Annotated in this window: 24 protein-coding genes; 13 read left to right on the top strand and 11 right to left on the bottom strand. The window is 61.4% G+C overall.

Annotated elements, in window-relative coordinates; genetic code table 11:
- The first annotated feature begins 38 nt into the window (after positions 1 to 38).
- On the top strand, positions 39 to 995 hold the full coding sequence (locus tag I6G90_RS10835; protein ID WP_197927451.1) for a D-2-hydroxyacid dehydrogenase: 957 nt from the start codon (positions 39 to 41) through the stop codon (positions 993 to 995).
- 96 nt (positions 996 to 1091) lie between these two features.
- Here I6G90_RS10835 and I6G90_RS10840 read toward each other — a convergent pair whose 3' ends face one another.
- Together I6G90_RS10840 and I6G90_RS10845 are read right to left on the bottom strand one after the other, a co-directional pair.
- Entirely contained in the window at positions 1092 to 1574 is a 483-nt protein-coding gene (locus I6G90_RS10840; protein ID WP_197927452.1) for a YMGG-like glycine zipper-containing protein, read from the bottom strand.
- A 276-nt stretch (positions 1575 to 1850) separates the two neighbouring features.
- A complete protein-coding gene (locus tag I6G90_RS10845; RefSeq protein WP_197927453.1) occupies positions 1851 to 2789 on the bottom strand; it encodes a LysR family transcriptional regulator in 939 nt (312 codons plus the stop codon).
- Between the two features lie 135 nt (positions 2790 to 2924).
- Between I6G90_RS10845 and I6G90_RS10850 the strand changes: the two genes are divergently transcribed.
- The 4 genes from I6G90_RS10850 (at position 2925) to I6G90_RS10865 (ending at position 7869) form a co-directional block, all read left to right on the top strand.
- A complete protein-coding gene (locus tag I6G90_RS10850; protein WP_197927454.1) occupies positions 2925 to 4727 on the top strand; it encodes an adenine deaminase in 1803 nt (600 codons plus the stop codon).
- Positions 4728 to 4743: 16 nt separating this feature from the next.
- Complete coding sequence (gene rihC / locus I6G90_RS10855; protein WP_232254354.1) at positions 4744 to 5661, top strand: ribonucleoside hydrolase RihC; 918 nt, start codon at positions 4744 to 4746, stop codon at positions 5659 to 5661.
- Between the two features lie 53 nt (positions 5662 to 5714).
- Positions 5715 to 7076 carry a C4-dicarboxylate transporter DcuC gene (gene dcuC, locus I6G90_RS10860; RefSeq protein WP_197927458.1) on the top strand — a complete coding sequence of 454 codons (1362 nt, stop codon included), beginning with the start codon at positions 5715 to 5717 and terminating at the stop codon, positions 7074 to 7076.
- 190 nt (positions 7077 to 7266) lie between these two features.
- Positions 7267 to 7869, top strand: coding sequence for a nitroreductase family protein (locus I6G90_RS10865; protein ID WP_197927460.1), 603 nt, complete (start codon positions 7267 to 7269; stop codon positions 7867 to 7869).
- Between the two features lie 113 nt (positions 7870 to 7982).
- Here I6G90_RS10865 and I6G90_RS10870 read toward each other — a convergent pair whose 3' ends face one another.
- Positions 7983 to 8669, bottom strand: a complete 687-nt coding sequence (locus tag I6G90_RS10870; protein ID WP_408628275.1) for an HAD-IA family hydrolase — start codon at positions 8667 to 8669, stop codon at positions 7983 to 7985.
- The gene (locus tag I6G90_RS10875; RefSeq protein WP_197927462.1) at positions 8666 to 8911 is read right to left on the bottom strand and encodes a hypothetical protein; all 246 of its coding nucleotides are present in this window, start codon (positions 8909 to 8911) and stop codon (positions 8666 to 8668) included. Before I6G90_RS10875 ends, I6G90_RS10870 begins: the two co-directional genes overlap by 4 nt.
- A 116-nt stretch (positions 8912 to 9027) precedes the next feature.
- Between I6G90_RS10875 and I6G90_RS10880 the strand changes: the two genes are divergently transcribed.
- Complete coding sequence (locus I6G90_RS10880; RefSeq protein WP_197927464.1) at positions 9028 to 9936, top strand: LysR family transcriptional regulator; 909 nt, start codon at positions 9028 to 9030, stop codon at positions 9934 to 9936.
- A 92-nt stretch (positions 9937 to 10028) separates the two neighbouring features.
- Here I6G90_RS10880 and I6G90_RS10885 read toward each other — a convergent pair whose 3' ends face one another.
- From I6G90_RS10885 to I6G90_RS10900, 4 genes are all read right to left on the bottom strand, one after another.
- The gene (locus tag I6G90_RS10885; protein ID WP_058052695.1) at positions 10029 to 10967 is read right to left on the bottom strand and encodes a sensor domain-containing diguanylate cyclase; all 939 of its coding nucleotides are present in this window, start codon (positions 10965 to 10967) and stop codon (positions 10029 to 10031) included.
- Positions 10968 to 11164: 197 nt separating this feature from the next.
- Positions 11165 to 11869: an excalibur calcium-binding domain-containing protein gene (locus I6G90_RS10890; protein WP_197927466.1), complete on the bottom strand. Its 705-nt coding sequence runs from the start codon at positions 11867 to 11869 to the stop codon at positions 11165 to 11167.
- Between the two features lie 132 nt (positions 11870 to 12001).
- Entirely contained in the window at positions 12002 to 12568 is a 567-nt protein-coding gene (locus I6G90_RS10895) for a cysteine hydrolase family protein (RefSeq protein ID WP_197927468.1), read from the bottom strand.
- Between the two features lie 49 nt (positions 12569 to 12617).
- On the bottom strand, positions 12618 to 13781 hold the full coding sequence (locus I6G90_RS10900) for an FAD-dependent oxidoreductase (RefSeq protein WP_197927470.1): 1164 nt from the start codon (positions 13779 to 13781) through the stop codon (positions 12618 to 12620).
- Between the two features lie 265 nt (positions 13782 to 14046).
- Between I6G90_RS10900 and miaB the strand changes: the two genes are divergently transcribed.
- From miaB to lnt, 5 genes are all read left to right on the top strand, one after another.
- Positions 14047 to 15480 carry a tRNA (N6-isopentenyl adenosine(37)-C2)-methylthiotransferase MiaB gene (gene miaB, locus I6G90_RS10905; protein WP_197927472.1) on the top strand — a complete coding sequence of 478 codons (1434 nt, stop codon included), beginning with the start codon at positions 14047 to 14049 and terminating at the stop codon, positions 15478 to 15480.
- A gap of 54 nt (positions 15481 to 15534) precedes the next feature.
- On the top strand, positions 15535 to 16608 hold the full coding sequence (locus I6G90_RS10910) for a PhoH family protein (protein WP_197927474.1): 1074 nt from the start codon (positions 15535 to 15537) through the stop codon (positions 16606 to 16608).
- Complete coding sequence (gene ybeY, locus I6G90_RS10915; RefSeq protein WP_197927476.1) at positions 16605 to 17075, top strand: rRNA maturation RNase YbeY; 471 nt, start codon at positions 16605 to 16607, stop codon at positions 17073 to 17075. The genes I6G90_RS10910 and ybeY overlap by 4 nt, the downstream gene beginning before the upstream one ends.
- A 192-nt stretch (positions 17076 to 17267) precedes the next feature.
- Entirely contained in the window at positions 17268 to 18152 is an 885-nt protein-coding gene (gene corC / locus I6G90_RS10925) for a CNNM family magnesium/cobalt transport protein CorC (protein ID WP_111805274.1), read from the top strand.
- Positions 18153 to 18300: 148 nt separating this feature from the next.
- Complete coding sequence (gene lnt / locus I6G90_RS10930; RefSeq protein ID WP_197927478.1) at positions 18301 to 19845, top strand: apolipoprotein N-acyltransferase; 1545 nt, start codon at positions 18301 to 18303, stop codon at positions 19843 to 19845.
- Between the two features lie 75 nt (positions 19846 to 19920).
- Here lnt and recJ read toward each other — a convergent pair whose 3' ends face one another.
- Together recJ and I6G90_RS10940 are read right to left on the bottom strand one after the other, a co-directional pair.
- The gene (gene recJ / locus I6G90_RS10935; RefSeq protein ID WP_197927480.1) at positions 19921 to 21651 is read right to left on the bottom strand and encodes a single-stranded-DNA-specific exonuclease RecJ; all 1731 of its coding nucleotides are present in this window, start codon (positions 21649 to 21651) and stop codon (positions 19921 to 19923) included.
- Positions 21617 to 22264, bottom strand: coding sequence for a disulfide isomerase DsbC N-terminal domain-containing protein (locus I6G90_RS10940; RefSeq protein ID WP_197927482.1), 648 nt, complete (start codon positions 22262 to 22264; stop codon positions 21617 to 21619). The genes recJ and I6G90_RS10940 overlap by 35 nt, the downstream gene beginning before the upstream one ends.
- Positions 22265 to 22579: 315 nt before the next feature.
- On the opposite strand from I6G90_RS10940, the gene mscL reads away from it, so the two are divergent.
- Complete coding sequence (gene mscL, locus I6G90_RS10945) at positions 22580 to 22990, top strand: large-conductance mechanosensitive channel protein MscL (protein ID WP_042658573.1); 411 nt, start codon at positions 22580 to 22582, stop codon at positions 22988 to 22990.
- A gap of 72 nt (positions 22991 to 23062) precedes the next feature.
- On the opposite strand, the gene xerD is transcribed toward mscL, so the two are convergent.
- The gene (xerD, locus tag I6G90_RS10950; RefSeq protein WP_058052744.1) at positions 23063 to 23962 is read right to left on the bottom strand and encodes a site-specific tyrosine recombinase XerD; all 900 of its coding nucleotides are present in this window, start codon (positions 23960 to 23962) and stop codon (positions 23063 to 23065) included.
- A 229-nt stretch (positions 23963 to 24191) separates the two neighbouring features.
- Here xerD and fldB point away from each other — a divergent pair, with 229 nt between their 5' ends.
- A complete protein-coding gene (gene fldB / locus I6G90_RS10955; protein ID WP_139710032.1) occupies positions 24192 to 24710 on the top strand; it encodes a flavodoxin FldB in 519 nt (172 codons plus the stop codon).
- The last annotated feature ends 98 nt before the right edge of the window (positions 24711 to 24808 follow it).

Raw genomic sequence — 24808 nt, forward strand, 5'->3', positions numbered from 1 at the left:
TCATGGCTCCTCGAACCTGAACAATGGCAGGAAGGTCCATGCAGCAAATCGTATTTCTCGACAGCGATACCCTGGATGCGGGCATCACCCTGCATCACCCCGACTTCCCCCATCACTGGCAGAGCTATCCGCGTACTGCCCCGGAACAGGTGGTGGAGCGGCTCAAAGATGCCCGTATCGCCATCATCAACAAGGTGCGGATCGGCGCCGCCGAGCTGGCCCAGCTGCCGGAGCTCAAACTCATCGCCCTGGCCGCCACCGGCAGCGACAACGTGGATCTGGAAGCGTGTCGCGCCGCCAACGTCGGGGTGTGCAACATCCGCAACTACTCGGGCCCCTCGGTGCCGGAGCACGCCATGGCGCTGATGCTGGCCCTGTCGCGCAACCTCTTCTGCTGGCGCCAGTCGCTGCTGGAGGGGCGCTGGCAACAGAGCGGCCAGTTCTGCTTCTTCGACCACAACATCATGGATCTGCACGGCAAGCAGCTCGGCATCATCGGCAAGGGGACGCTCGGTCAGGCGCTCGGCGAGCGGGCCAAAGGGATAGGGATGACGGTGCGCTACGCCCAGAGCCAGATCGGTGCCAGCCACGATGCGGATCGGTTGCCGCTCGATGAACTGCTGCAAAGCTCGGACGTGATCAGTCTGCACTGCCCGCTCACCCCCTACACCCGCCACCTGATTGGCGAGCGTGAGCTGGGGTTGATGAAACCGGGCGCCCTGCTGATCAACGTCGGCCGTGGCGGGCTGGTAGATGAAGAGGCGCTGCTGCAAGCCTTGGCCAACGGTCGGCTCGGCGGCGCCGGTTTCGATGTGGCGAGCGTCGAGCCGCCGCCCCCCGACCATCCCTTGATGAAGGCGCTGCAATACCCCCACTTCATTCTGACCCCTCATGTGGCGTGGGCCAGTGAGGAGTCGATGCAGCGACTCGCCGATCAGCTGATCGACAACATCAACGCCTTTGCCGCCGGTCGCCGCCAGCACCGGCTGGTGTGACCGCGCGCGCTGGTAACCGCAAAATCAGGTGACCAGACCATGCAAAACGGGGCCAACAGACCCCGTTTTGCATCTTCCGCATTCACTGCGCACGCATCAATCGTCGTCGTGCCATCTGTGCTTCTTATGCTTTTTGTGCTTCTTGTGGTGTTTGTGATGGTGATGATCATCGTCGTAATCGTAATAGCGATCCTGACTCTTGTGACCATCGCCGGTTTTTGCGCCGATGGCCGAACCACCCGCCCCGCCGACCCCGGCGCCGATCAGTTGACCGGTATCGCCGCTGACACTCTTGCCGATGGCGGCACCGCCCAGCGCCCCCACCGCGCCGCCAAGGGCCGCTTCATTCTTGTTACCCTTATTGGCCGTCGCCGCGCCACCAGCAGCGCCACCCAATGCAGCCCCCACCAGCGCGCCAGTATCACCCCCCAGCTCCTTGCCGATCATGGTGCCCGCCACCCCGCCCGCCCCGCCACCGAGAATGGTGTTGAGGGTTTCCGAACCGTGGGCCGCCGTGCTGCCCAGCAATAACGCCCCCAGCAGAGCCAGAGCGCCGATGCCACGCGTATTCATCTCCATGGGTACTCCTGTCAAACCTGATTAATTTCCTCTGCACTATACAAACCGGCAGGCAGCAAGCCAGTGGAGGGCTGGCGGCAAGTAGACACTCACTTGAAGCCCTTCAGTGGGCGTGACTGGCAAGCTCGAATTCAATCGATTGAATAACCACAAGAAAATTTCCATTTCACAGGAATGGTGTGTCCCTCGGCAGGGCCGGGAGGCTGTCGCAGCCCCACCCCGACTGCTGGCGATCGGACAGCTCCTGTCACCTGCGCGGGGCTTGCGAGCGCAATCTCAGCTGGGCTGGCTGTTCAGCTGCTCGATGATGGTGCTGCGCAGCAGGGCGCGCCCCTCGTCGATGCGGGTCGACCGGGAGAGTCCCTTAGCCCACATCAGAGCCAGGGTGCGGCTCAGCACCGGTTCATGCAGCGCCACGACCTTGAGCTGGGGATCACAGAGATGGGCAGTATAGAGTCTGGGCAGGATGGCGATGGCTAACCCCGAACGCACCAAACCGTGCAGGGTTTCGACATAGTCGGTGGTGTATCTGGGCTTGAGTCCCGGCAACTGGCTCTGGGCCAGCCCGTTGACCTGTCGGCTGACGTTACCTCTGGCAAACAGGGCGATATCGCGGTGAGCCAGCTGTTGCCAGCAGAGCACCGCCTCCGTTGCCAGCTGATCTTGCCGGTTAACCACCGCCACCAGCGCATCGTCCAGCAGCGGGGTCACCTCGAGCGCATCCTGCAGCGTGCCCTCCGGCACCCCGATCCCCGCATCCAGCGACCCCTCGGCCAGCGCCTGCAACAGACCATCGTTGGTGTGATCCTGAAACTCAACCCGCAATCCCGGGAACTGCTGCTGCAGACGGGCGGCCGCCAGCGGAAACATCAGGGCACAAGCCGACGGTATCAGACCAATGCGCAGGGAGCCATCGCCCCCTTCGGCCATCACCTGCCGCATGTCAGCAAAAGCGGCGTGAGCCACATTGAGCAGCCCCTTGGCGTGAGGCAGGATCGCCTCCCCCTGTTCGGTCAGGGTGACCGCCTGCGCGGTGCGGTGAAACAGTTTGCCGCCAAGCACAGATTCAATCTGGCGCAGGGCACTGCTCAGGGCGGGCTGGCTGATGGCCATCTGATTGGCCGTTTCGGTAAAGTGGCGCAGCTGGGCCAGAGTGACAAAATACTGGATCTGCTTGAGAGAGAGCGCAGGCAGACGGCGCCAGGGTTCAGACATGGAGGAGACAACCGGAGAAAAACGTTTGCAGCAGCATAACCCTTTCTTATCCAGTTATAAATTCTTTGCGCTATGCACGAGCCAATCCCCTCCCTAAAGTGGGCCCATTATTCCCCTTGTCAGGCCATCTCCTTCATGTGTGAACAAGATGCATCCCTCAACTTGCGCCGCCGCGCCGTGCAGGCGGCCCTCGGCAAAGCCCCCTTCGATCTGCTGCTGACCAACGCCAACCTGATCGACATGGTGACCGGCGAGATCCGCCCCGTCGACGTGGGGCTGGTCGGCCCGCTGATCGCCAGCGTCCATCCGATCGATACCTTCCAGCAGGCAAGCGAGACCCACGATCTGGCTGGCGCCTATCTCTCGCCCGGTCTTATCGACAGCCATGTCCATGTGGAGAGCTCCCACCTGACGCCGGAGCGCTACGCCGATGTGGTGGTCGCGCAGGGCACCACCACCATCTTCTGGGATCCCCACGAGCTGGCCAATGTGCTCGGGCTGGCGGGGGTGCGCTACGCCATCGACGCCAGCCGCAATCTGCCGCTGCGGGTCATCTGCGCCGCCCCCTCCAGCGTCCCCTCGACGCCGGGTCTCGAGATGTCTGGCGCCGACTTCCACGGCCCCGAGATGGCCACCATGCTGGAGTGGCCGGAGGTGGCGGGCATCGCCGAAGTGATGGACATGCAGGGGGTGCTGGGCGGCAGCGAGCGGATGACCGGCATCCTGCACGCCGGTTTGCAGCGCAATGCCCTGATTGAGGGGCACGCCCGGGGCCTCAGTGGTCACCGGCTGCAAGCCTATCTGGCGGCCGGGGTCAGCTCAGATCACGAACTCACCTCGGCGGCCGATGCGCTGGAGAAGTTGCGGGCCGGGCTCACCCTGCAGCTGCGCGGCTCCCACCCCTACCTGCTGCCGGAGATCGTCACGGCGCTGAAACAGCTGCCCCACCTCTCCTCCCAAATCACCCTCTGTACCGACGATGTGCCGCCCGACATGCTGCTGGAGAAAGGGGGCATGATTGCGCTGGTCAAGCTGCTGGCAGAGCTGGGGCTGGCTGTGCCCGACGTGCTGCGAATGGCCACCTTCAATGCCGCCATCCGTCTGCAACGCAACGATCTGGGGCTGGTGGCTGCGGGCCGCAGTGCCGATCTGGTGGTGTTCGACAACCTCACCGATCTTAACCCGCTCTGCGTCTACAGCGGCGGCCAACTGGTCGCCCGTCATGGCGTCATTCTCACGCCCTCCGAACCTGTCGCAGATTGTCAGGCACCGCGCGATACCATGCAGATCCCCCTGCGCACGCTGGAGGACTTCGTTATCCGGGTGCCCAGGCTGGCTGCGGGGCGTGCCCGCTTCAAGACCATCAAGGGGGCCCGCTTCACCCAGTGGAGTGAAACCGAGGTTGAGGTTCGGGATGGTCAGGTCATCGTACCGGCGGGATTTAGCCTCATCTCAGTGCAACACCGCCATGGCCGCCATCAGGCAGGTACCCGGCTGGCGCTGCTGGAGGGATGGGGCGAGCTGCAAGGGGCCATCGCCACCAGCTACTCCCACGACTCCCACAATCTGGTGGTACTGGGGCGCGACGCGCAAGAGATGATGCTGGCCGCCAACACCCTGATCGCCAGCGGAGGCGGCATGGCGGTCGTCCAGCAGGGTAAGGTACTGGCCCACGTTGCCATGCCCATCGCCGGCATGCTCTCCGATCTGCCAGCCAGCGAGCTGGCCGCCAGCTTCCACGCCCTGCGAGAAGTGAGCGGCAAGGTAGTGGAGTGGGAACCACCGTACCGGGTCTTCAAGGCCATCGAGGGGACCTGTCTTGCCTGCAATGCGGGGCCCCATCTGACCGATCTCGGCCTCACCGATGGCCTGACCCGCGAGATTGTCGACCCCTTCATCTGCTGCTGGCCCCACGCCGATGCCCGCCAAGCCGATTAACACCGAGGAGAACAGCGTGAACCCTGTCGCCATTATTCTGGATACCGATCCCGGCATCGATGATGCCGTTGCCATTGCCGCCGCCCTGTTTCATCCCGGGATCGAGCTGGCGCTCATCACCACGGTCGCCGGCAACGTCGATGTCAGCAAGACCACCCGCAACGCCCTGCGCCTGCTGCACTTTTTCGGCAAAGAGGTGCCGGTGGCACAGGGGGCCAGCCAGCCCCTGGTGCGCCCCCTCGACAATGCCAGCCACATCCACGGCCACTCCGGCCTCGATGGTTACGAGTTCGCCGAGCCCGGGCAACAGCCGCTGCCGGAACATGCCGTCGAAGCCATGAAGGCTACCCTGTTCGCCAGCGAACAGCCCATGACGCTGGTGCCCATCGGGCCGCTGACCAATATCGCCCTGCTGCTCACCCTGCACCCCGAGTGTCGGGAGAAGATCGCGCGGATCGTGCTGATGGGCGGCTCGGCCGGTCGGGGCAACCACACCCCCAATGCCGAGTTCAATATCTACGTGGATCCGGAGGCGGCCCACATCGTCTTCAGCAGCGGCCTGCCCATCGTGATGTGCGGGCTGGATGTCACCAGCCAGGCCACCCTGACCGGCGAGATGATTGCGGCGCTACCCGCCCTCAACCGCACCGGCGCCATGCTCCACGCCCTGTTCGGCCATTATCGCGGTGGCAGCATGCAGACTGGGCTCAAGATGCACGATCTCTGCGCCATTGCTTATCTGGTACGCCCCGACCTCTTTACGACCCAGGCCTGCCATGTGGCCATCGAAACCCGGGGTGAACACACCCTGGGCACCACCTCGGTGGATATCAACAACCGGCTCAAGCGCCCGCCCAACGCCGAGGTATGCCTCGATATCGACGTGCCCGGATTCAGGGCCTGGTGCATAGAGACCCTTGCCCGCGCCATCTGATCCCGAACCGCCAGCTCGCTGGCCCATTCACATCAAGAAGAGAGTGTTGGAACATGCTGGAAATAATTGTCAGCACCCTGATCCTGGTCATCTGCGGCTATCTCATCGCCAAAAACTACGATGCCAAGATAGTGCTGTTCGCTGCAGGCCTGCTGTTGATGTTCGCCGCCGTCGGACTGGGCCACCCGCTATTGCCTGCAGCCGAGAGCAGTGGCCTCAGCTGGCTTGACCCCTTCGTCCAGATCAAGAAGATCTTCATCAGCCAGATGGGCAATGTCGGACTCACCATCATGGTGCTGTTCGGCTTCTCCAGCTACATGAGCCACATCGGTGCCAACGACGTCACCGTCATGCTGCTCACCCGCCCCTTGAGCCGCATCCGCTCCCCCTATCTGCTGGTACCGGTGATTTTCCTCTTGGGCAACCTGCTCTCCTTGGTAGTGCCGAGCGCAGCCAGTCTGGCTGTGCTGCTGATGGCGACCCTCTATCCGGTGCTCAAGGCATCGAACATGTCCTCCCTCACCGCCGGGGCCGTCATTGCCACCACCGCCACCATCATGCCAAGCCCGCTGGGCGCCGATAACGTGCTGGCCGCCCAGAAGCTGGGGATCCCGCTGGTGGAGTACATCGTCTCCTACCACGCCCCCATCTCGCTGCCGACGCTGGCGTTGATGGCGGTGGTGCATTACTTCTGGCAGAAGGCAATGGACAAGCGGCAGCAGGCGCGCGGCGGATTGGAGGAAAAAGAGGAGTCGCTCGCCGTCCCGACCGGGCTGCCGCCCGCCTACTACGGCCTCTTCCCGGTGCTGCCACTGGTGCTGGTACTGCTGTTCGGCATCTGCTTTACCCATATCTCGCTCGGGCTGGTGGAGATCACCTTCATCTGCCTGCTGCTCACCATAGGGGTGGAGCTGCTGCGCAAGGGCAATCTCAAGGAGACCAGCAAGGAGTTCGCCATCTTCTTTACCGGCATGGGCACAGGTCTGGCGCAGGTGGTGTCGCTCATCGTGGCGGCCAGCATGCTGGTGGAGGGGCTCAAAGCCATCGGCATCATAGATACCCTGGTCGATAGCGTGAAACATATCGACGGCGTCGGCTCCATCCTGATGTTCTTCTTCTCCGGCACGGCGGCGCTGATCGGCTTTATCAGCGGTAGCGGTCTGGCGGTCTTCTACTCCTTTATCAACATCATTCCCGAGATCACCGAGAAGGTCGGGGTCAACAGCGTGGCGGTGGCCCTGCCGATGCAGCTCACCGCCAACCTGATCCGCTCCATGTCGCCGGTCGCCGCGGTGATCATCGTCATCGCCTCGATCACCGGCAGCAACCCCATCGAGATCATCAAGCGCACCTCGGTGCCCATCATCTCGGGCATCATCTGCTGCATGACCCTCTCCTACCTGCTGTTCAGCTAAACCTACTCCGTCTGCAGGCGATCAATCCGGTCGCCTGCAGACGGTTTTTTACCCTCGGTTGAAAGTGAACCCACTGCATGTAAACGACCGGAAGATAATTGGGTGGTATAGTCTATAACTTGAGCGATTGGAGCCGGATGGCCTTGCTGCCAGCGCCGAAGATGACTATCAGGCAAACAAAGGAGATGTTATGAGCAGTCCGTTTATCGAACAGATCAAAGCACGTCGTACCATCTATGCCCTGGGCGACCAGGTGTCCCATACGCCGGAGCAGCTGACGGCCCTGATCCAGGATGCCATCAAGCACAGCCCCTCCTCCTTCAACTCCCAGAGCTCCCGCGCCGTCATTCTGTTTGGCGCCCAACACCACAAGCTGTGGGATATCGTCAAAGCCGAGCTGAAAAAGATCGTGCCGCCGGAAGCCTATGCCCAGAGTGAGGCCAAGGTGGATGGCAGCTTCCGCGCAGGCTTTGGCACTGTGCTCTTCTTCGAGGACTCCGACGTCATCAAAGATCTGCAGCAAAAGTTCGCCCTCTATGCCGACAACTTCCCCGTCTGGTCAGAACATGCCACCGGCATCGCCCAGTTTGCGGTCTGGACGACGCTGGCTCAGGAGAAGATCGGCGCATCCCTGCAGCACTACAACCCGCTTATCGACGAGGCGGTACGCAAGGAGTGGAACCTGCCCGCCAGCTGGCTGCTGCGCGCCCAGATGCCCTTTGGCAGCATCAAGCAAGCGGCTGGCGACAAGACCTTTATCGACGACGCCACCCGTTTCCGCGTCTTCAAGTAATCGCCAGATAGCAAAACGCCCCCGCAGTTCGGGGGCGTTTTTATTGCGACAGGCGGTGCTGATTGCGCTGGCTCATGCCGCAATATGTGGCCGCTGCACATTCTCTTAGGCGCTCAAGCGGGTAACGTCACCAGCAGGGATTCGCCTTCCCCCAACATCATCTTCACCTCGCGCCAGTCACGGATCACCGCCACCACCGCCGGATTGAGTGGCGCATCGCCCCCTACCTGCACCACGGTGCAGCCTGCGCGCAGGGCGCTCTCGATACCGGCCGGTGCATCCTCGAACACCAGACAGCGAGCGGGCGACACGCCCAGCCGTTCGGCGCCCAGCAGATAGGGTTCGGGATCGGGTTTGCCATTGATCACGGCTTCGGCCCCCACCAGCACGGCGGGCAGCGGCAAACCGGCACAATTCAGGCGATGGCGAGCAACCCGCTCACTGGCGGAGGTCACGATGGCCCAGCTCTGGGGCGACAAGCGGCTCAGCAACTCACCAGCCCCAGCGATGGCATCGCTGCCGGTATGTTCCATCTCCAGCTCGTCAAGGCGCACCGCCTCCTGCTCCACATTCAGTTGCGGAGCCAGCGCCCGGATCACCTCCCGCGAGCGCATGCCGTGGCACATCGCCAGCACCGGCTCGGGGGCCAGCTGATGATGCTGGCACCAGAGCCGCCACACCTTCTCCACATCACCGGTCGAGCAGACCAGAGTGCCGTCCATATCGAGCAGCAGGGCGGCGACCACCACGGTTTTTGTACCCGCACTGACGTCCATACAGGCGCTCAGTTCGCTACTCATGCAGATACTCCCGTCAGCTCGGGCGCAGAACCAGAGAGCGCATCGGCAAAGGCTTGCTGCTGGGCGGCACGCTCATAACAGGCCAGCGCCTGCTCGGCACTGCCAGCCCACACTTGCAAGGGGCCGACCACAAACCCCTGTTGCAGCAGGCTGGCAAGCAGCTCCCCCGTCTCCGGGGCAGCCAATGGCTGGGCCAGCACCAGCGTGCCCTTGATCAAAAAGAGATAGCGTTGGGTAGACATGATATGGCTCCTTGTTCCGGTTCTGAGGAGGGAGGTTCCCCCCTTGCCAAGCCATTAGAACAAGGCGATTAGATAATTTATAATCAATAAATCGCCACTTTGGATAACCAATTGGAATGAAATTCGACTTGAGGCAACTGCAGGCGTTTGTGACGCTGGCCGACACCGCCAACTACCGGGAAGCGGCCAGCCGCCTCTTTATCACCCAACCGGCCCTCACCAAGCAGATCCAGGGACTGGAGCAGACGCTGGGCTGCACCCTGTTCAAGCGGGGCCGCCACGGTGCCGAGCTGACAGCGCTCGGCGCCCAGCTGCTCACTCAGGCAAGCGCACTGGTCAAACACGGCAGGGAATTTGAACGTCACGCACTGGCGGTGGCGAGCGGCGTGGCCGGGCGGCTCAAGATTGGGTTTGGCCTGTCGAGTTTTGCGCTGGCCCCTGCGCTGGTGGCCCGCTTCAAACAGCAGGTCACGGATGTGATGGTCCATCTGCAAGATATGCCCTCCGCCATCCAGCAAGAGCAGCTGATCTCCGGCCAGTTGCAGCTTGGCTTTATGCGCAGACCCCAGATGCCGCAGTTGCAGGAGCACCGGCTGCTGATCGACCGGCTGGTGCTGGCGGTGCCGACAAGAATGACCGAGCCAGACCCGGCCGCATTCGACGTCCAGCAGGCACTGACCAGTCAACCCCTGTTGCAGATGGTGGGCCACCGCTGCCCCGGTCTCAGCCAGCAGATCGCCGGTTTTCTCGGCGCCAACCGACTGACTGGCATGGTTCAGGAGGCCGAAGATATCCAGACACTGGTGGCGCTGGTTGCGGCAGGCATCGGCAACGCCATCCTACCGCGCAGCGTCAGCTTTATCGCAGGGCCCGATGTCACCCTCTACCCCCTCTCTGGTCCCAGCTCCGAGTGGGAAGTCAGCATGGTATGGAATCCGGACTTTGCCGATCCCATCCGGGATCACTTCGTCAGGCAGGTGATCGCCAGCCATCCCCTGCCGGTGTCAGCCACGCCCGAGCGCTGATTGCAACGGCTATGGGTTGTTAACACTGTGCCCAGCCAAAACAGTGCGCCCCCAGCAAGGGGGCGCATGCAAAACCAGAGCGGCAATTCGGATCAACAGTTGGCACAGTGGCTGCGGTTTTTGCCCGCCCCCTTGGCGCTATAGAGCGCCGCATCGGCGGCTGCCAGCAACGCCACTTCTCCCTCCAGCGGCTGATCTGCCGTATAGGTGGCAATGCCAATACTGGCGCTGAGTTGAATATTATCCGCCACTACGATGTCGAGATCGTTGATGGCCTGGCGGATCTCCTCGCCAATCCGCTGGGCCGCATCCCGGTCGGTATTGCCAAGGATCAGGGCAAACTCGTCACCGCCAAAACGGCAGGGAAGATCGGCCGGACGCTGGCAGAAAGATTGCAGCAAATGGCCCACCAGCTGGAGGGAACCATCCCCCATCTGATGGCCAAGATGGTCATTGCACGCCTTGAAGTTATCGAGATCCAGCATGATGAGGGAGAGTGGGGTCTGCTCGCGCATGCTGCGCCGCCACTCGTTATGCAGAAAGCTGTTGAACAGCCGTCGATTGGCCAGCCCGGTCAGGGGATCGTGCAAAGAGAGGTTGGCCACCTCCAGCTCCAGCAACTTGCGCTCGGTGATATTGATATGGGCGACGGAAAAAAACTCGGCATCAAGACCAAGTACAGGCGCGACCCGCATCATAAACCAGCGCTGGGTATCCGGACTGTGACAGGGGTACTCCAGATAGAACTTATCCTGCTGGTGACGGATAACCCGCAGGATCCCCTCCACGGCCGCCACCGCCGAGGGCTCTGCTTCGCCGTTGCAAGCCCCCATGTAATTGACCCCGAGCCAGTTATATCCCTTGGGCATGCCATTTTGTTCGGCAAACAGATCCCAGGCGAGATTGGTGTAATGGATCACCCCATTCCGGTCTATCACCGAGATCTGATCTTCCAGCGAGTTCAACAAGGCTGCCAGAGATTGCGCATGCTCGCCGAAGCGGTAGTTTGCGCCTTTCGGATCACCAGTCATGGGGAATATCCTGTAAAAAAGTGGCTCGGAGCCACCTATTAACAATCAAGTCAGTTAATAGAGTAAAGCACCTAAACGCCACTTATCCAAGTGAACCCAAAATACTTAAACAGGCTCGTCCGGCAAGGCTGAAAACCATTTCAACATGCCGAATAAAAATGAAATTTTTCACTATAAATCAAGTATATAAAGTCAGATTAATGACCACACCACTGATTTTCACAGGGGATGCCATCCCCCTCTCCATCCATTTTGGTATTCGGGCAGTTTTGCAAGAACCAGGTTGCCTCCTCGCAGGAGGTCATCTGGGAGCAATACTCCCGACCATCACACTGGCGAATAAATGTCGTTGCCTGTGGCGTGCTAACCGTGGCGCTGGCCTCTTCCTGATTGAAAGAGGAGATCGGCAAGGGCGCCATCGACTCGGCCGAAAAGCGGGAGTAGATGGAAAAGAGACCGGCGAGCACCAGCAGGGGGATCAGTTTGCCGCGCCAGCTACTCTTGCGGCGCCGATAGGGGTTACTTCGCTCTCTGGTCGCGGTGGGTCGTGGCGGCTGGCTTGCCGCCCGCCATGATGGAGTTGCCGATGGTGTTGCTGACCTTGCTGCTGATGATGATGCAGAAAATGACGCGGCCGACGGCCCTGCATCAGCCAACGTGAGCGGCCGATCGGGGAAAAAAACCTGCAGCGCCCGCGGCTTGCCATCCTGACCACTGCCGATCAGATAAGTGACCCGCTCTCCCGGCTCGGGCAAGCGGCCATCAGATTGCAGCGCAGTGATATGCACAAACAGCCCACCACGCACGCCATGAGATGCCTGCTCATCGCCATGTTGCTCCGGCGTAATAAACCCGAAGCCGCGCGCCTCGTTCCAGCTCGCGATCCGTCCTTGATAACGCATCTGTCCATCCCTGTTGTTATCCATGTGAGCACTCTCTTGCCCAACCATCATGTTGCCCAAAAGCACTGCGGCCCGACAGGGGGCCGCAGACTAAATCTCAAAACGGTGATCGGGTACAGCCTGCGATGGGGCTCAAGCCAGCTGGGCAACCTTGATGATCTCGGCGATGCGACCCAGCATCCGCAGCGAGGTGTGGTGCTCGGTGGCATCGGCGGCGGCGCAGGCATCCTCCAGAATGGTGATGGCGTAGTCCCGGTCATGACCGTCCCGCGCCGCCGCCTGAATGGCCCAGCTGGTGCTCACTCCGCACAGATAGAGGTGGTCGATGTGGTTGGCCCGCAGTGCAGGCTCCAGCGCAGTGCCATAGAAGGGGCTGACTCTGGGCTTGGCCAGCACCAGATCACCGGGCTGTACATCGAGGTCTGCATGAAAATCGGTGCCGCTGTCGCAAAGTGAGAGGGCGCCAAGCTGATGGGCCCGGCCAAACATGGGGGAGCCCTTGGGTTGCAGCTGATAGCCGCCGTCGAAGCCCACCTTGATCAGCACCACCAGCCAGTCGTGGGCACGGGCATAAGCCATCGCCTCATTGGCATGCGCGATGGCGTTCTGCTCCAGCACATGGGCCGCCGAGGCGGCGATGCGCCCGTCGGGATGGGCAATATCGTTGATAAAATCGATCACCAGCAGTGCCTTGTTCATCACCTTTGCTCCTTCGCAAATTCAGCCCTATCTATCTGGCCATCGCCTGTCAAACCAGTCCCAAAGCATAACGCAGGGCCATCTCCTTCAGGGGGCCCGCCTTGTCAGCCAGATTGAGGGCCAGATTGCGGGCCAGCTTGAGGGGGCCAATCTCGTTGCTGAACACCCCGTAGAAGAGATCCATCCCCGACTGCATCAGCAGGTTGTCGGGGCGGCGACGACGCTCGTAGCGCTCGGCCAACGCCAGCTGATGCCAGTCAGCGCCAGCCCCTTGCAGCAGATCGACCCAGCAGGCCACATCCTTGAAGCCGAGGTTGACCCCCTGCCCCGCCAGCGGGTTGATGGTGTGGGCGGCATCACCGAGCAACACCACCCGACCGGCGTGGTAATCGTTGGCGTGGCGGCGCACCAGCGGGAAGCTCCCCTTGCCGGTGACGGTAAAACCGCCGAGGCGGCGCGGGAAGTGACGGCGCACTTCGGCGGCGAGCGCCTCATTGCTCATGGCTGCCAGCGCCCGGATACGGGCCGGACTGTCATACCACACCAGGGATCCGTGCTGGCCGGGCAGCGGCAGGAAGGCGCGCGGGCCGCTCGGAGTGAACTGCTGCCAGGTGATATCTTCCTGCGCAAAGTCGGTGTCGATATTGATCAACATGCAGTGTTGGCGGTACTCGAAGCGCGATACGCCGATACCCGCCAGCTTGCGGGTGTGGGATTCGGCACCGTCGCAGGCCAGCACCCAGCGGGCGGCCAGCTCGCTGCCATCATCCAGAGTCAGCACCGCTTCATCCGCGCTCTGGCGCAGGCTGGTTACTGCCGCGGGGGTGTGGGTCTGGATGGTGGGGAAATCCTCCATCCGTTTGAGCAGAGCGAGCTGCACCAGCCGGTTCTCGATGATGTAGCCAAGCTGGGGCAGGCCGAGATCGGCAGCGTTGAAGCGGGTGGCAAAGCCATCCAACTCCCAGGTCTCCAGTCGGCGGTAGGGGCAGAGCCGCATCTGTTGCAGATGGTGCCAGGCACCGGCCTGCTCCAGCAGCGCCACCGAGGCCTGACTGATGGCGGAGACCCGCAGATCCAGCGGCTGCTCCGGCGCGTATTGCTCCGGCAGTTGCGTCTCGATGACCCGCACCGAGAGGCCCTGGGCCGCCAGCAGGCAGGCGGTGGCGGCGCCCACCATGCCAGCGCCGACGATGGCGATATCACACTGTTCCATACATTTATTCCTGAAAGGGTGCGTCCGGCGACAGCGCCCGGACGTGAACCGGATGGCTGCATGATAGCGCAAGGGCGGCTGATAAACAGTGAGGCAAATGGGGAATTGCTGCGTCAAATCAAGGAGAAAGCTTATTGATCTTGCTGGCAACAGGTATCGGGTGAGCACCATTGCCAGCTGGATATTAGCTAGGCAGTATCCAGATTGCGGAGTAAAATGCGCGGTCCTTTGACCATGCCGATTTCAAAACAAGTCAAGAGAAGCAATGAGCAAGAAACTTCACATTAAAACCTGGGGTTGCCAGATGAACGAGTATGACTCGTCCAAAATGGCCGACCTGTTGGATGCCAGCAATGGCTACACGCTTACCGAAGAGCCCGAAGAGGCAGATGTCTTGCTGCTCAATACCTGCTCCATCCGCGAAAAAGCGCAGGAGAAGGTGTTCCACCAGCTGGGACGCTGGAAAAAGCTCAAGGCCAAAAAGCCCGGTCTGGTGATCGGCGTGGGTGGCTGCGTTGCCTCTCAGGAGGGCGATGCGATTCGCCAGCGCGCTCCCTATGTGGATATCGTATTCGGCCCGCAGACCCTGCATCGCCTGCCCGCCATGATCAAGGAAGTGCAAGAGGGCCGTGGTGCCCAGGTTGATATCGCCTTCCCCGAGATCGAAAAATTCGACAGCCTGCCCGAACCGCGCGCCGAAGGGGCCACTGCGTTCGTCTCCATCATGGAAGGCTGCTCCAAATACTGTACTTACTGCGTGGTGCCCTACACCCGCGGTGAAGAGGTGAGCCGACCGCTGGACGACGTGCTCTACGAAATCGCCCAGCTCGCCCAGCAGGGCGTGCGCGAAGTGAACCTGCTCGGCCAGAACGTCAACGCCTGGCGCGGCCCGACCTTTGATGGCGGCATCTGCACCTTCGCCGAGCTGCTGCGTCTGGTGGCCGCCATCGACGGTATCGATCGCATTCGCTACACCACCAGCCACCCGATCGAGTTCACCGACGACATCATCGAAGTCTACAAAGACACCCCGGAAGTGGTCAGCTTCCTGCACCTGCCGGTGCAGAGCGGCTCGGACCGAATCCTGACCATGATGAAGCGCCCGCACACCATCCTGGAGTACAAATCCAAGATCCGTCGCCTGCGTGCCGCCCGTCCCGACATCACCATCAGCTCCGACTTCATCGTGGGTTTCCCGAACGAGACGGACGAAGACTTTGAAGCGACCATGAAGCTGATCGAAGAGATCAACTTTGACATGAGCTACAGCTTCGTCTTCAGTCCGCGCCCGGGCACCCCGGCCGCCGACATGCCCGACGATGTCGACATGGAAGTGAAGAAAGCCCGTCTGGCCCGCCTGCAGCACGTTATTAACAACCAGGCGATGCAGATTGGCCGCGCCATGCTGGGCACCACCCAGCGCATCCTGGTGGAAGGGCCCTCCAAGCTCGACCCGATGCAGCTGTGTGGCCGCACCGAGAACAACCGGGTGGTCAACTTCGAAGGCCAGCACACCCTGATCGGCGGCTTTGCCGACGTGGAGATCACCGAGGTGCGTCCCAACTCCCTGCGCGGCACCTTCATCCGCGGCGAGAGCGAGATGAACCTGCGGATTGCTACCGCACCGAGCGAAATCCTGGCCCGTCGTCCCGACAATGTGCCGGACGAGCTGGGCGTGGCCGCCTTCACACCCCATTAATCCCCTCCTCCCCATTCGCTTGGCGGATGGGGAGCGCCTTGAGACGAGGATATTTTGAGCCGACACATCTCGACCCTGAATCTGCATCTGGAGCCCGCCGACAACCAGCGCCTTGCCAGCCTGTGCGGCCCCTTCGATGACAACATCAAGCAGCTGGAGCGCCGCCTCGGCGTCGAGATCAGCTACCGTGACAGCCACTTCCAGCTGGTGGGCAAATCGGCCCAGCTGGATGCCGCCGCCGTCATCCTCAAGCACCTCTATGTGGAAACCCAGCCCCTCAAGGGTGGCAAGGTGACCGACATCACTCCCGATATGGTCCATCTGGCCATTTCGGAGTCACGGGTGCTGGAGCAGGATGACGAACCGGCACCGAGCATCCCCTATGGCAAGGAGGTGACGGTCAAGACCAAGCGCGGTCTCATCAAGCCACGCAGTCCCAATCAGGCCCAGTACATCGCCAATATCGTGCGCCACGATATCTGCTTCGGCATAGGCCCCGCAGGAACAGGCAAGACCTATCTGGCGGTCGCAGCGGCGGTGGATGCGCTGGAACGTCAGGAAATTCGCCGCATTCTGCTGACCCGTCCGGCTGTGGAAGCGGGCGAGAAGCTGGGCTTCCTGCCCGGCGATCTCTCCCAAAAGGTCGACCCTTACCTGCGCCCCCTCTACGACGCCCTGTTCGAAATGCTGGGCTTTGAGCGGGTGGAGAAGCTGATGGAGCGCAACATCATCGAAGTGGCGCCGCTCGCCTATATGCGCGGCCGCACCTTGAACGATGCCTTTATCATTCTCGATGAGGCCCAGAACACCACCACCGAGCAGATGAAGATGTTCCTGACCCGCATCGGCTTCAACTCCAAGGCGGTGGTGACCGGTGACATCACCCAGGTAGACCTGCCGCGCAACGCCAAATCCGGCCTGCGCCACGCGCTGGAAGTGCTGCAGGGGGTCGATGGTCTGTCGTTCAACTTCTTCGAGTCCAAAGACGTGGTGCGCCATCCGGTGGTGGCCCGCATCGTGCAGGCTTACGAGGCATTCGATGCCAAACAGGCGGCTGAAAAAGCAGCCCCTTATACCGGTAAGGAAAGTACCGGCAAAGAGAGCACCAGCAAAGAGAGCGAGCAATGAGCGTAACCCTGGATCTGCAGCTGGCCAGCGCCAGCACTGACGGCCTGCCCACCGAAGCCCAGCTGCAAGGCTGGCTCGACGGCACCATTCTCGGCTTCCAGCAGGAGGCTGAAGTGACGGTGCGTATCGTCGACGAGGCGGAGAGCAACGAGCTCAACCTCACCTATCGCGGCAAGGACAAGCCCACCAACGTGCTCTCCTTCCCGTTCGAGGCGCCGCCCGGTCTGGAGCTGCCGCTGCTCGGCGATCTGGTGATCTGCCGTCAGGTGGTGGAGCGCGAAGCACAAGAGCAGGGCAAGCCCCTCATGGCCCACTGGGCCCACATGGTTGTGCACGGCAGTCTGCATCTGCTAGGTTATGACCATATCGAGGATGAGGAAGCCGAAGAGATGGAGCAGCTGGAACGCGACATCATGCAGGAAATGGGCTTTGCTGATCCCTATATTGACGATGAAGTAGCAGAGTAGATCAGGGGACAAAGCCGAAGAGATGGTGCCACGCCTTGAGCGCGACATCATGCAGGAGCTCGGTTTTGCCGATCCTTATCTGAACGACGAAGTGTAAAACGCCGGACGGTCATCCACTTGAAACAGCAGATGGCCATCCTTATATAACCCGAACAATTTCAAGTGTGTTGAAGCGAGTAACCAAGAGAAAAAATGACCGACGATCACCCTAGTACCGGCTCGCCGAAGAAAACCTGGCTCGACAAACTCAGCCAACTCTTCCAGGGCGAGCCAAAAGACCGCAATGATTTGGTAGACGTGATAGCCGATGCCGAAGAGCGCGACCTCATCGATCAGGACACCAAGGACATGATCGAGGGGGTGCTGGAGATCGCAGATCTTCGCGTGCGCGATATCATGATCCCCCGCTCCCAGATGGTGACCATCGAGAAGTCCCAACCGGTGGACGAGATCCTGCCGGTGATCATCGAGTCCGGTCACTCCCGCTTCCCGGTGATCAACGAGGACAAGGACCATGTGGAGGGCATTCTGCTCGCCAAGGATCTGCTCCCCTTCGGGTTTGGCGGCCATCACGCCAGCGAGCCGCTTCAGCTCGAGAAAATCTTGCGCCCCACGGTGATCGTGCCCGAAAGCAAACGGGTTGACCGTCTGCTCAAGGAGTTCCGTGAAGAGCGCTACCACATGGCCATCGTGGTCGACGAATTTGGTGGCGTCTCCGGTCTGGTGACCATCGAAGACATACTGGAACTGATCGTCGGCGAGATTGACGACGAGTTTGACGACATCGAGGATGAGCCGGACGAAATCCGCCGCCTCAGCAAGCGGGTCTTCTCCATCAGCGCCCTGACCGAGATCGAGGATTTCAACGACTTCTTCGGCACCAAGTTCAGCGATGAAGAGGTGGATACGGTGGGCGGTCTGGTGATGCACGCCTTCAGCCACCTGCCCAAGAAGGGCGAGGAGATCGAGCTGGACGGCTACCTGTTCAAGGTGATGCATGCCGACCGACGCCGTCTGCAGCAGTTGCAGGTGAAGATCCCCGAGCACCACGCGGCGGCGCAATCCGAACCGCAGTAAGCAGATCCGCTCGATGTGTGAAACAACGCCCCGACCTCGGGGCGTTGTGCTCTCTGCAACCGGCATCGAGGCTCGCCGTTGCCCCGCTTACAGGTTAAGATACCGGCCATTCGACCCCAGTTGCACACCAAGACGAGCACAATCGCCCGTGAAATCATCTCCCGTTACATCAAGAATCCTGTTGAGCCTCAGCGCGCTGGCCTGTGGTGCCATCGCCGTGCTGGCCTTCTCCCCCTTCGGCTACTGGCCGCTGGTGATCCCCTCCCTGCTTGGCCTCTACGCCATGCTGGACAAAGCCACGCCGAAACAGGCCGCCTGGCGCGGTTTTGGCTACGCCATGGGGCTCTTTTTGCCGGGGCTGTGGTGGATACATGTCAGCATGACCGAATTTGGCGGTATTCCGCTGCCGGTCGCCTTCGTGCTGCTGGCCGGGCTCTCCGCCTATCTGGCGCTCTACCCGACGCTCGCCTGCTGGGCCTTCGCCCGCTTCTTTGGCGGCCGTCACTGGAGCCGCTGGCTGCTCGCCTTCCCGGCCCTGTGGTTGATGGCTGACTGGCTGCGCGGCTGGGTGATGACCGGCTTCCCCTGGCTCTGGTTTGGCTACAGCCAGATCGACGGCCCGCTCAAGGGCTTTGCCCCCATTCTCGGGGTGCAGGGCATCACCCTCGCCCTGTTGCTGTCTGCCTCCGCCATCTGGCTGGTGTGGAAATCCCGCTCCCCGCTCTGGCTGGCGGTGCCAGCCCTGCTGGTCGCCGGCGCTCACGGCCTGATGCAGCTCAACTGGGTCACCCGTGGTGAGCCGGTCAAGGTGGCGCTGGTGCAGGGCAATATCGCCCAGTCCCTCAAGTGGGATCCGGAGGCGCTGGCCCCCACGGTGCGCACCTATCAGGACTTGAGCCGCGAAAATCAGGATGCCGACATCATCGTCTGGCCTGAGTCGGCAATCCCCGCAATCGAGAAGGCGATGGGCCCCTATCTGGAGAATCTGGACAAGGCGATGAAGGTGAACGATACCGGCCTGCTGGCGGGGATCATTCACTACGACGAGCAGCAACAGCGCTTCTACAATACCGTGCTCGGCATGGGGGTGCAGGATGCGGATGGCAAGGAGTCCTACTTCTACAACCACCCCAACCGCTACAACAAGTACCACCTGCTGCCCATCGGCGAGTTCGTGCCGTTTGAAGATCTGCTGCGCCCCATCGCCCCCTTCTTCAACCTGCCGATGTCCTCCTTCAGCCGGGGCGATGACATTCAGCCCAACCTGATCGCCAAAGGGCTCAAATTCGCCGCCGCCATCTGCTACGAGATCATCTTCCCGGAGGAGGTGCGCCGCAACGTCAATGACGATACCGACTTCCTGCTGACCGTCTCCAACGACGCCTGGTTCGGCACCAGCATCGGCCCCTGGCAGCATATGGAGATCGCCCGGATGCGCGCGCTGGAGCTGGCTCGTCCGCTGCTGCGGGACACCAACACCGGTATCACTATCGTTACCGACATCGACGGCAGCATCATCGGCCAGATCCCGCAGTTTGAAGCGGGTGTGCTACGCAGCGAGGTGCGTCCCGCCCACGGCGAGACCCCCTACATGCGCTTTGGCAGCTGGCCCCTCTACGGCCTGACCGTGCTGCTGCTGGGTCTGGCGCTGGCGCTGCGCCCCAAGGCCCACCCCTGGGCCCGCGAGCTGTAACGCCAATCCGCAATCCCCGATAAACAACGAGGCGCCCACAGGCGCCTCGTTTTTTATCATGAACAGGGACGTGGCTTAACCACCAGCGGCTTCCAGATGCTCTACCAGCAGTTGCACGCTGCGGTTGCCGCGCCACTCGTTGACATCGAGCCGATAGACCAGCCGCACCCGCTTGACCGAGGCATCGGGCCAACGCTTGAGATCGACGCCGAAGGCGATGGCATCCACCGCATGGCCGGAATCGGTGGTCAGCATCATCTTGAGGTGCTTCTCCCCCACCAGCCGCTGCTGTACCAGCACGAATTCGCCGTCAAACAGCGGCTCGGGGAAGGCCTGACCCCAAGGGCCGGAGGCGCGAATAAGCTCCGCCAGCTCGAGGTTTAGCTCGTCCGGCAGCAGCTCGCCGTCGGTGAGCAGCACCCCGGTCAACAGCTCGGGGGTCACCAGCTCGCTGATGACCGCCTCAAACGCCCGACCGAAGGCCTCGATATTGGCCTTGGGCAGGGTCAGCCCCGCTGCCATGGCGTGGCCACCAAACTTGCCCATCAGGCCGGGGTGGCGGGTGTCGAGCAGTTCCAGCGCATCGCGCAGATGTACGCCAGGGATGGAGCGGCCGGAGCCCTTGAGCTCGGTCTCGCTGCTCTCGGCAAAGGCGATAACCGGGCGGTAATACTTCTCCTTCACCTTGGAGGCCACCAGCCCCACCACCCCCTGATGCCATTCGTTGCGGTGCAGCACTATACCCGACGGCACCTCGCCATCGCGAAAGCGGATCTGCTCCAGGGTGGCAAGCGCCTCCTGCTGCATCCCCTGCTCGATCTCCTTGCGCTCCTGATTGAGGCTATCCATCTCGGCAGCAAGCTGGCGCGCCAGATTGAGATCATCGCTCAGCAGGCAGGCGACCCCGAGCGACATGTCATCGAGGCGGCCCACCGCGTTGAGGCGCGGCCCCAGCGCAAAACCGAGGTCAGCGGCGGTGAGACGGCGACCATCGCGGCCCGACACATCCACCAGCGCCTGAATGCCGGGGCGACAGCGCCCGGCCCGGATCCGCTGCAACCCCTGATGGACCAGAATGCGGTTGTTGCCATCGAGCGCCACCACGTCGGCCACCGTGCCGAGGGCCACCAGATCGAGATAGTCCGCCACATTGGGGGCGCGCAGCCCCTGCCGTTCGTACCAGCCGAGTTGGCGCAGATGGGTATTGAGCGCCGCCATCAGATAGAAGGCGACCCCGACCCCGGCCAGCGACTTGGAGGGAAAATCGCAGCCATGCTGGTTCGGGTTGACGATGGCATCGGCGTCAGGCAGCTCCTGACCCGGCAAATGGTGATCGGTAACCAGTACCTGCATGCCAGCCGCCTTGGCCGCCGCCACCCCGGCGATGCTGGAGATACCGTTATCCACCGTGATGAGGAACTCGGCGCCACGGGCTACCGCCAGCTCGACGATCTCGGGGGTGAGGCCGTAGCCGAACTCGAAGCGGTTGGGCACCAGAAAATCGATGTGGCGACCGCCCATGGCGCGCAACGCCAGCACGCACAGCGCCGAGCTGGTGGCGCCGTCGCAGTCGAAGTCACCGACGATCAGGATCCGTTTCTGGGCAGTCAGGGCCTCTGCCAGCAGCGGTACCGCCTGCTCCATACCATAGAGGCGCTGGGGCGGCAACAGCTGGCTGGCGCTGCGCTCCAGCAGGGCCGGATCGTCTACGCCACGACTGGCGAAGATTTGGCGAAGCAGGGGATGCAGGGTGGCAGGCAGATGGGAGTCATCAACTCGCGGACGACGACGGATTTGCAGGGACATCAATATGATCCAGTATCTTGAGCAGCTGTTCGGGGCTCTGATACCCGCGCACCAGATCCCCGTCAGAGGAGACCCAGGCCGGCAGTACCTTGACCCCCAACCATTGGCTCAGGCCAATATTTTGGATAAGGGTCTCACTACATGCCGTTTGAGGCAAATAGGCTTTTAACGGATCATTTTGCAGCAGGGGGTCGCTGCACCAGTCTGCCGCCCGTTCGGCATGATCAATGACGGGATAGATCTCGACGCTAACTCCTAAGGCCTGCAACTGTTGCAGTGTGGCGGCGAGCTGACGGCGTGCCGCATCCTGTTCGCCGAGAAACAGCGCGACCCGGTGACGCTCATCCCGGGCCTTGAGCACAATGGGAGTATGGGCCACCTGAGCCAGGCCCAGCCGGCGCTGCTCACGCATGCCAGAGATGGTCAGGTTCTTCATGTCACGGGTCATATCCAGCATGATCCCCTGCACCACATAGTCCCCTTTGGCATCGCTGTAGAGCACCCCCTGGGAGGTGCCCAGCATATACAACCCCGCAATCGGGGTCGGTTCAACCAGATAGACGGGCACCCCCAGTCGGGCCGTGATGGTCTGTTTCAAGGCTTGGGTATCCATCCCCGCTCTGGCAGCAAATGTGCACAAAAGCATCATTCCCAGTAGTAAATACTTCACTTGTTTACTCACGTGGTATGAATGAATCGACCAAGCAAACTACAGCAGCACAGCTCATTATTCAATCTGCTACTTACCAAAAAATTAATATCACTTTGTACCAAAAAAATGATTCCCTCCGATTGCCAAGGACTCATAACGCCCGCAAGCTAGTCAGGACGACAGGAATAACGCGGCTTCGCCTCTGTTTTCCTGACAAGAGTTCGCCCTTTGGCAAGGGGCATCAACGCGCTATCTTGTTTAATTTCGGAGGAAATAATGAGTCTGATTCAAGAGTTCAAAGCCTTTGCCGCCCGCGGCAACGTCATCGACATGGCGGTCGGTATCATCATCGGTGCCGCCTTCGGCAAGATTGTCTCCTCCTTTGTCGGTGACGTGATCATGCCGCCCATCGGCCTGATCCTCGGCGGCGTGGACTTCAGCGACCTGGCGGTCACCCTGAAGGCTGCAGAGGGCAGCACCCCGGCCGTAGTCATCGCCTATGGCAAATTCATCCAGACCATCATCGACTTTCTAATCATCTCCTTCGCCATCTTCATGGGGCTGAAGGCCATCAACACCCTCAAGAAAAAGCAGGAAGAGGAAGCCGCAGCACCGGCAGGCCCAACCAAGGATCAGGAGCTGCTGACCGAGATCCGCGATCTGCTCAAATCTCAGCAGGGGAAATAAACGCCACCTCCTGTCGTGTAATGCCAAAAAAACCGCCTGCTGGCGGTTTTTTGTTTTTGGGAGGCCAAGCACTCAGGCTCTGGGGTGGTGCTCACCGTGCAGCGCCTTGAGTCGCTCGTTGGCCACATGGGTGTAGATCTGGGTAGTGGAGAGATCCGCATGGCCCAGCAGCATCTGCACCACTCGCAAGTCGGCGCCGTGGTTGAGCAGATGGGTGGCAAAGGCGTGGCGCAAGGTATGGGGGGATAGCTCGCCGTTGATCCCGGCCCGCTGCGCGTAGAGCTTGATGCGGTGCCAGAAGGTCTGGCGGGTCATCATACGGGCCTGCTTGGAGGGAAACACCACATCCGAACTGGTGCCCCCCAGCAGCAGGGTGCGGGCCTCCCGGTAGTAACGCTCCAGCCAGTGCATCGCCTCCTCGCCCATCGGCACCAGCCGTTCCTTGTTGCCCTTGCCCACTACCCGAACCAAGCCCTGACGCAAACTGACATGCTCGGCGGTGAGCCCCACCAGCTCGGAGACCCGCAGCCCGGTAGCGTAGAGCAGTTCAAGCATCGCCTTGTCCCGCAGCTCCAGCGGGTCATCCACCAGCGGCGCACTCAGCAGGGCATCCACTTCCGCTTCGCTTAAATCGGAGGGGAGTTTTTTCGGCAGCTTGGGCCCCTCCAGCAGCACGGTCGGATCATCGCTGCGCAGCTTCTCGCGGTTGAGATACTGGTAAAAACGGCGCAGCGCCGACAGAAAGCGGGCCGTGCTGCTAGCCGCAAACTGGTGATCGACCCGCCAGGCGAGGTAGTGCTGGATCTCGTCCATCCCCGCCAGCAGCAGCGAGCTCCCCTGCTCGTCGAGCCAGAGGGAGAATTTCTCCAGATCGCTGCGATAGGAGCTGACCGTGTTGTCAGACAATCCCCGCTCCAGCCAGAGGGCGTCGAGGAAGGGTTCAATCAGGGGATGGGGGTCGGGCTTGCTCATGGTGCGCTGCAATCAGGGGATCGATGGCCCATTGTAACGCGCCAACTCCTTGGAAAGACAAGGCACTTTCATTGGAAAGATAAGCCACGTTTGCCAGGCCCCTTGCCGGGCGGTGAAGGTCGAATGGCAATCTGCTAGACTGGCCCCCTCCCCTTACGTTACCCATCGTGTTGCCCACATGGCGTCGTCCACACGAGCAAGCGAGAAAGCGCCAACAGAGAGAAGAGCGATGAAGATTGGTCTGTTTTACGGTTCCACCACCTGTTACACCGAGATGGCTGCCGAGAAGATCCGCGCCCTCATCGGCCCCGAGCTGGTGGATATTCACAATATCAAGGATGTCTCCCTGCGCCGGATGGAGGATTACGAGATCCTGATCCTCGGCATCTCTACCTGGGATTTCGGCGAGCTACAGGAGGACTGGGAGTCCCGCTGGGAAGATATCAGCGATCTCCATCTGGAGGGACGTATCGTGGCCCTGTTTGGCCTCGGCGATCAGCTCGGTTATGGCGAATGGTTTCAGGATGCCCTCGGCATGCTGCACGATCAGCTGGTGCCAAAAGGGGTCAAGCTGGTGGGCTACTGGCCCAACGAAGGGTACGAATTCGATGCCTCCAAGGCATTGATCGACGATGGCCGTCACTTCGTCGGACTAGCGCTGGACGATGCCAATCAATATGACCAGACCGATCCGCGCATCGAGCAGTGGGTCGAGCAGATCCTGAGCGAAATCCACGCCCTGCTCTGATCCTTACCCCTTCTCCCAAGGTGGCCACTCACCCGCTGATGTGGCCGCCCGGGCGCAGTTATCGCACCGATTTTCTCAATCGGTATCATCGCGTGACG

The organism is Aeromonas allosaccharophila (assembly GCF_016026615.1).
Classification (GTDB): Bacteria; Pseudomonadota; Gammaproteobacteria; order Enterobacterales; family Aeromonadaceae; genus Aeromonas; species Aeromonas allosaccharophila.

Coding starts and splice junctions, on each gene's coding strand:
- ybeY (WP_197927476.1), top strand. CDS start 16,605: ATGAGCGTAACCCTGGATCTGCAGCTGGCCAGCGCCAGCACTGACGGC.
- I6G90_RS10835 (WP_197927451.1), top strand. CDS start 39: ATGCAGCAAATCGTATTTCTCGACAGCGATACCCTGGATGCGGGCATC.
- miaB (WP_197927472.1), top strand. CDS start 14,047: ATGAGCAAGAAACTTCACATTAAAACCTGGGGTTGCCAGATGAACGAG.
- I6G90_RS10895 (WP_197927468.1), bottom strand. CDS start 12,568: ATGAACAAGGCACTGCTGGTGATCGATTTTATCAACGATATTGCCCAT.
- I6G90_RS10880 (WP_197927464.1), top strand. CDS start 9,028: ATGAAATTCGACTTGAGGCAACTGCAGGCGTTTGTGACGCTGGCCGAC.
- corC (WP_111805274.1), top strand. CDS start 17,268: ATGACCGACGATCACCCTAGTACCGGCTCGCCGAAGAAAACCTGGCTC.
- I6G90_RS10845 (WP_197927453.1), bottom strand. CDS start 2,789: ATGTCTGAACCCTGGCGCCGTCTGCCTGCGCTCTCTCTCAAGCAGATC.
- recJ (WP_197927480.1), bottom strand. CDS start 21,651: ATGTCCCTGCAAATCCGTCGTCGTCCGCGAGTTGATGACTCCCATCTG.
- I6G90_RS10940 (WP_197927482.1), bottom strand. CDS start 22,264: ATGGATACCCAAGCCTTGAAACAGACCATCACGGCCCGACTGGGGGTG.
- I6G90_RS10870 (WP_408628275.1), bottom strand. CDS start 8,669: ATGAGTAGCGAACTGAGCGCCTGTATGGACGTCAGTGCGGGTACAAAA.
- I6G90_RS10850 (WP_197927454.1), top strand. CDS start 2,925: ATGTGTGAACAAGATGCATCCCTCAACTTGCGCCGCCGCGCCGTGCAG.
- I6G90_RS10865 (WP_197927460.1), top strand. CDS start 7,267: ATGAGCAGTCCGTTTATCGAACAGATCAAAGCACGTCGTACCATCTAT.
- mscL (WP_042658573.1), top strand. CDS start 22,580: ATGAGTCTGATTCAAGAGTTCAAAGCCTTTGCCGCCCGCGGCAACGTC.
- fldB (WP_139710032.1), top strand. CDS start 24,192: ATGAAGATTGGTCTGTTTTACGGTTCCACCACCTGTTACACCGAGATG.
- xerD (WP_058052744.1), bottom strand. CDS start 23,962: ATGAGCAAGCCCGACCCCCATCCCCTGATTGAACCCTTCCTCGACGCC.
- I6G90_RS10900 (WP_197927470.1), bottom strand. CDS start 13,781: ATGGAACAGTGTGATATCGCCATCGTCGGCGCTGGCATGGTGGGCGCC.
- I6G90_RS10890 (WP_197927466.1), bottom strand. CDS start 11,869: ATGCGTTATCAAGGACGGATCGCGAGCTGGAACGAGGCGCGCGGCTTC.
- dcuC (WP_197927458.1), top strand. CDS start 5,715: ATGCTGGAAATAATTGTCAGCACCCTGATCCTGGTCATCTGCGGCTAT.
- I6G90_RS10840 (WP_197927452.1), bottom strand. CDS start 1,574: ATGGAGATGAATACGCGTGGCATCGGCGCTCTGGCTCTGCTGGGGGCG.
- I6G90_RS10885 (WP_058052695.1), bottom strand. CDS start 10,967: ATGACTGGTGATCCGAAAGGCGCAAACTACCGCTTCGGCGAGCATGCG.
- I6G90_RS10875 (WP_197927462.1), bottom strand. CDS start 8,911: ATGTCTACCCAACGCTATCTCTTTTTGATCAAGGGCACGCTGGTGCTG.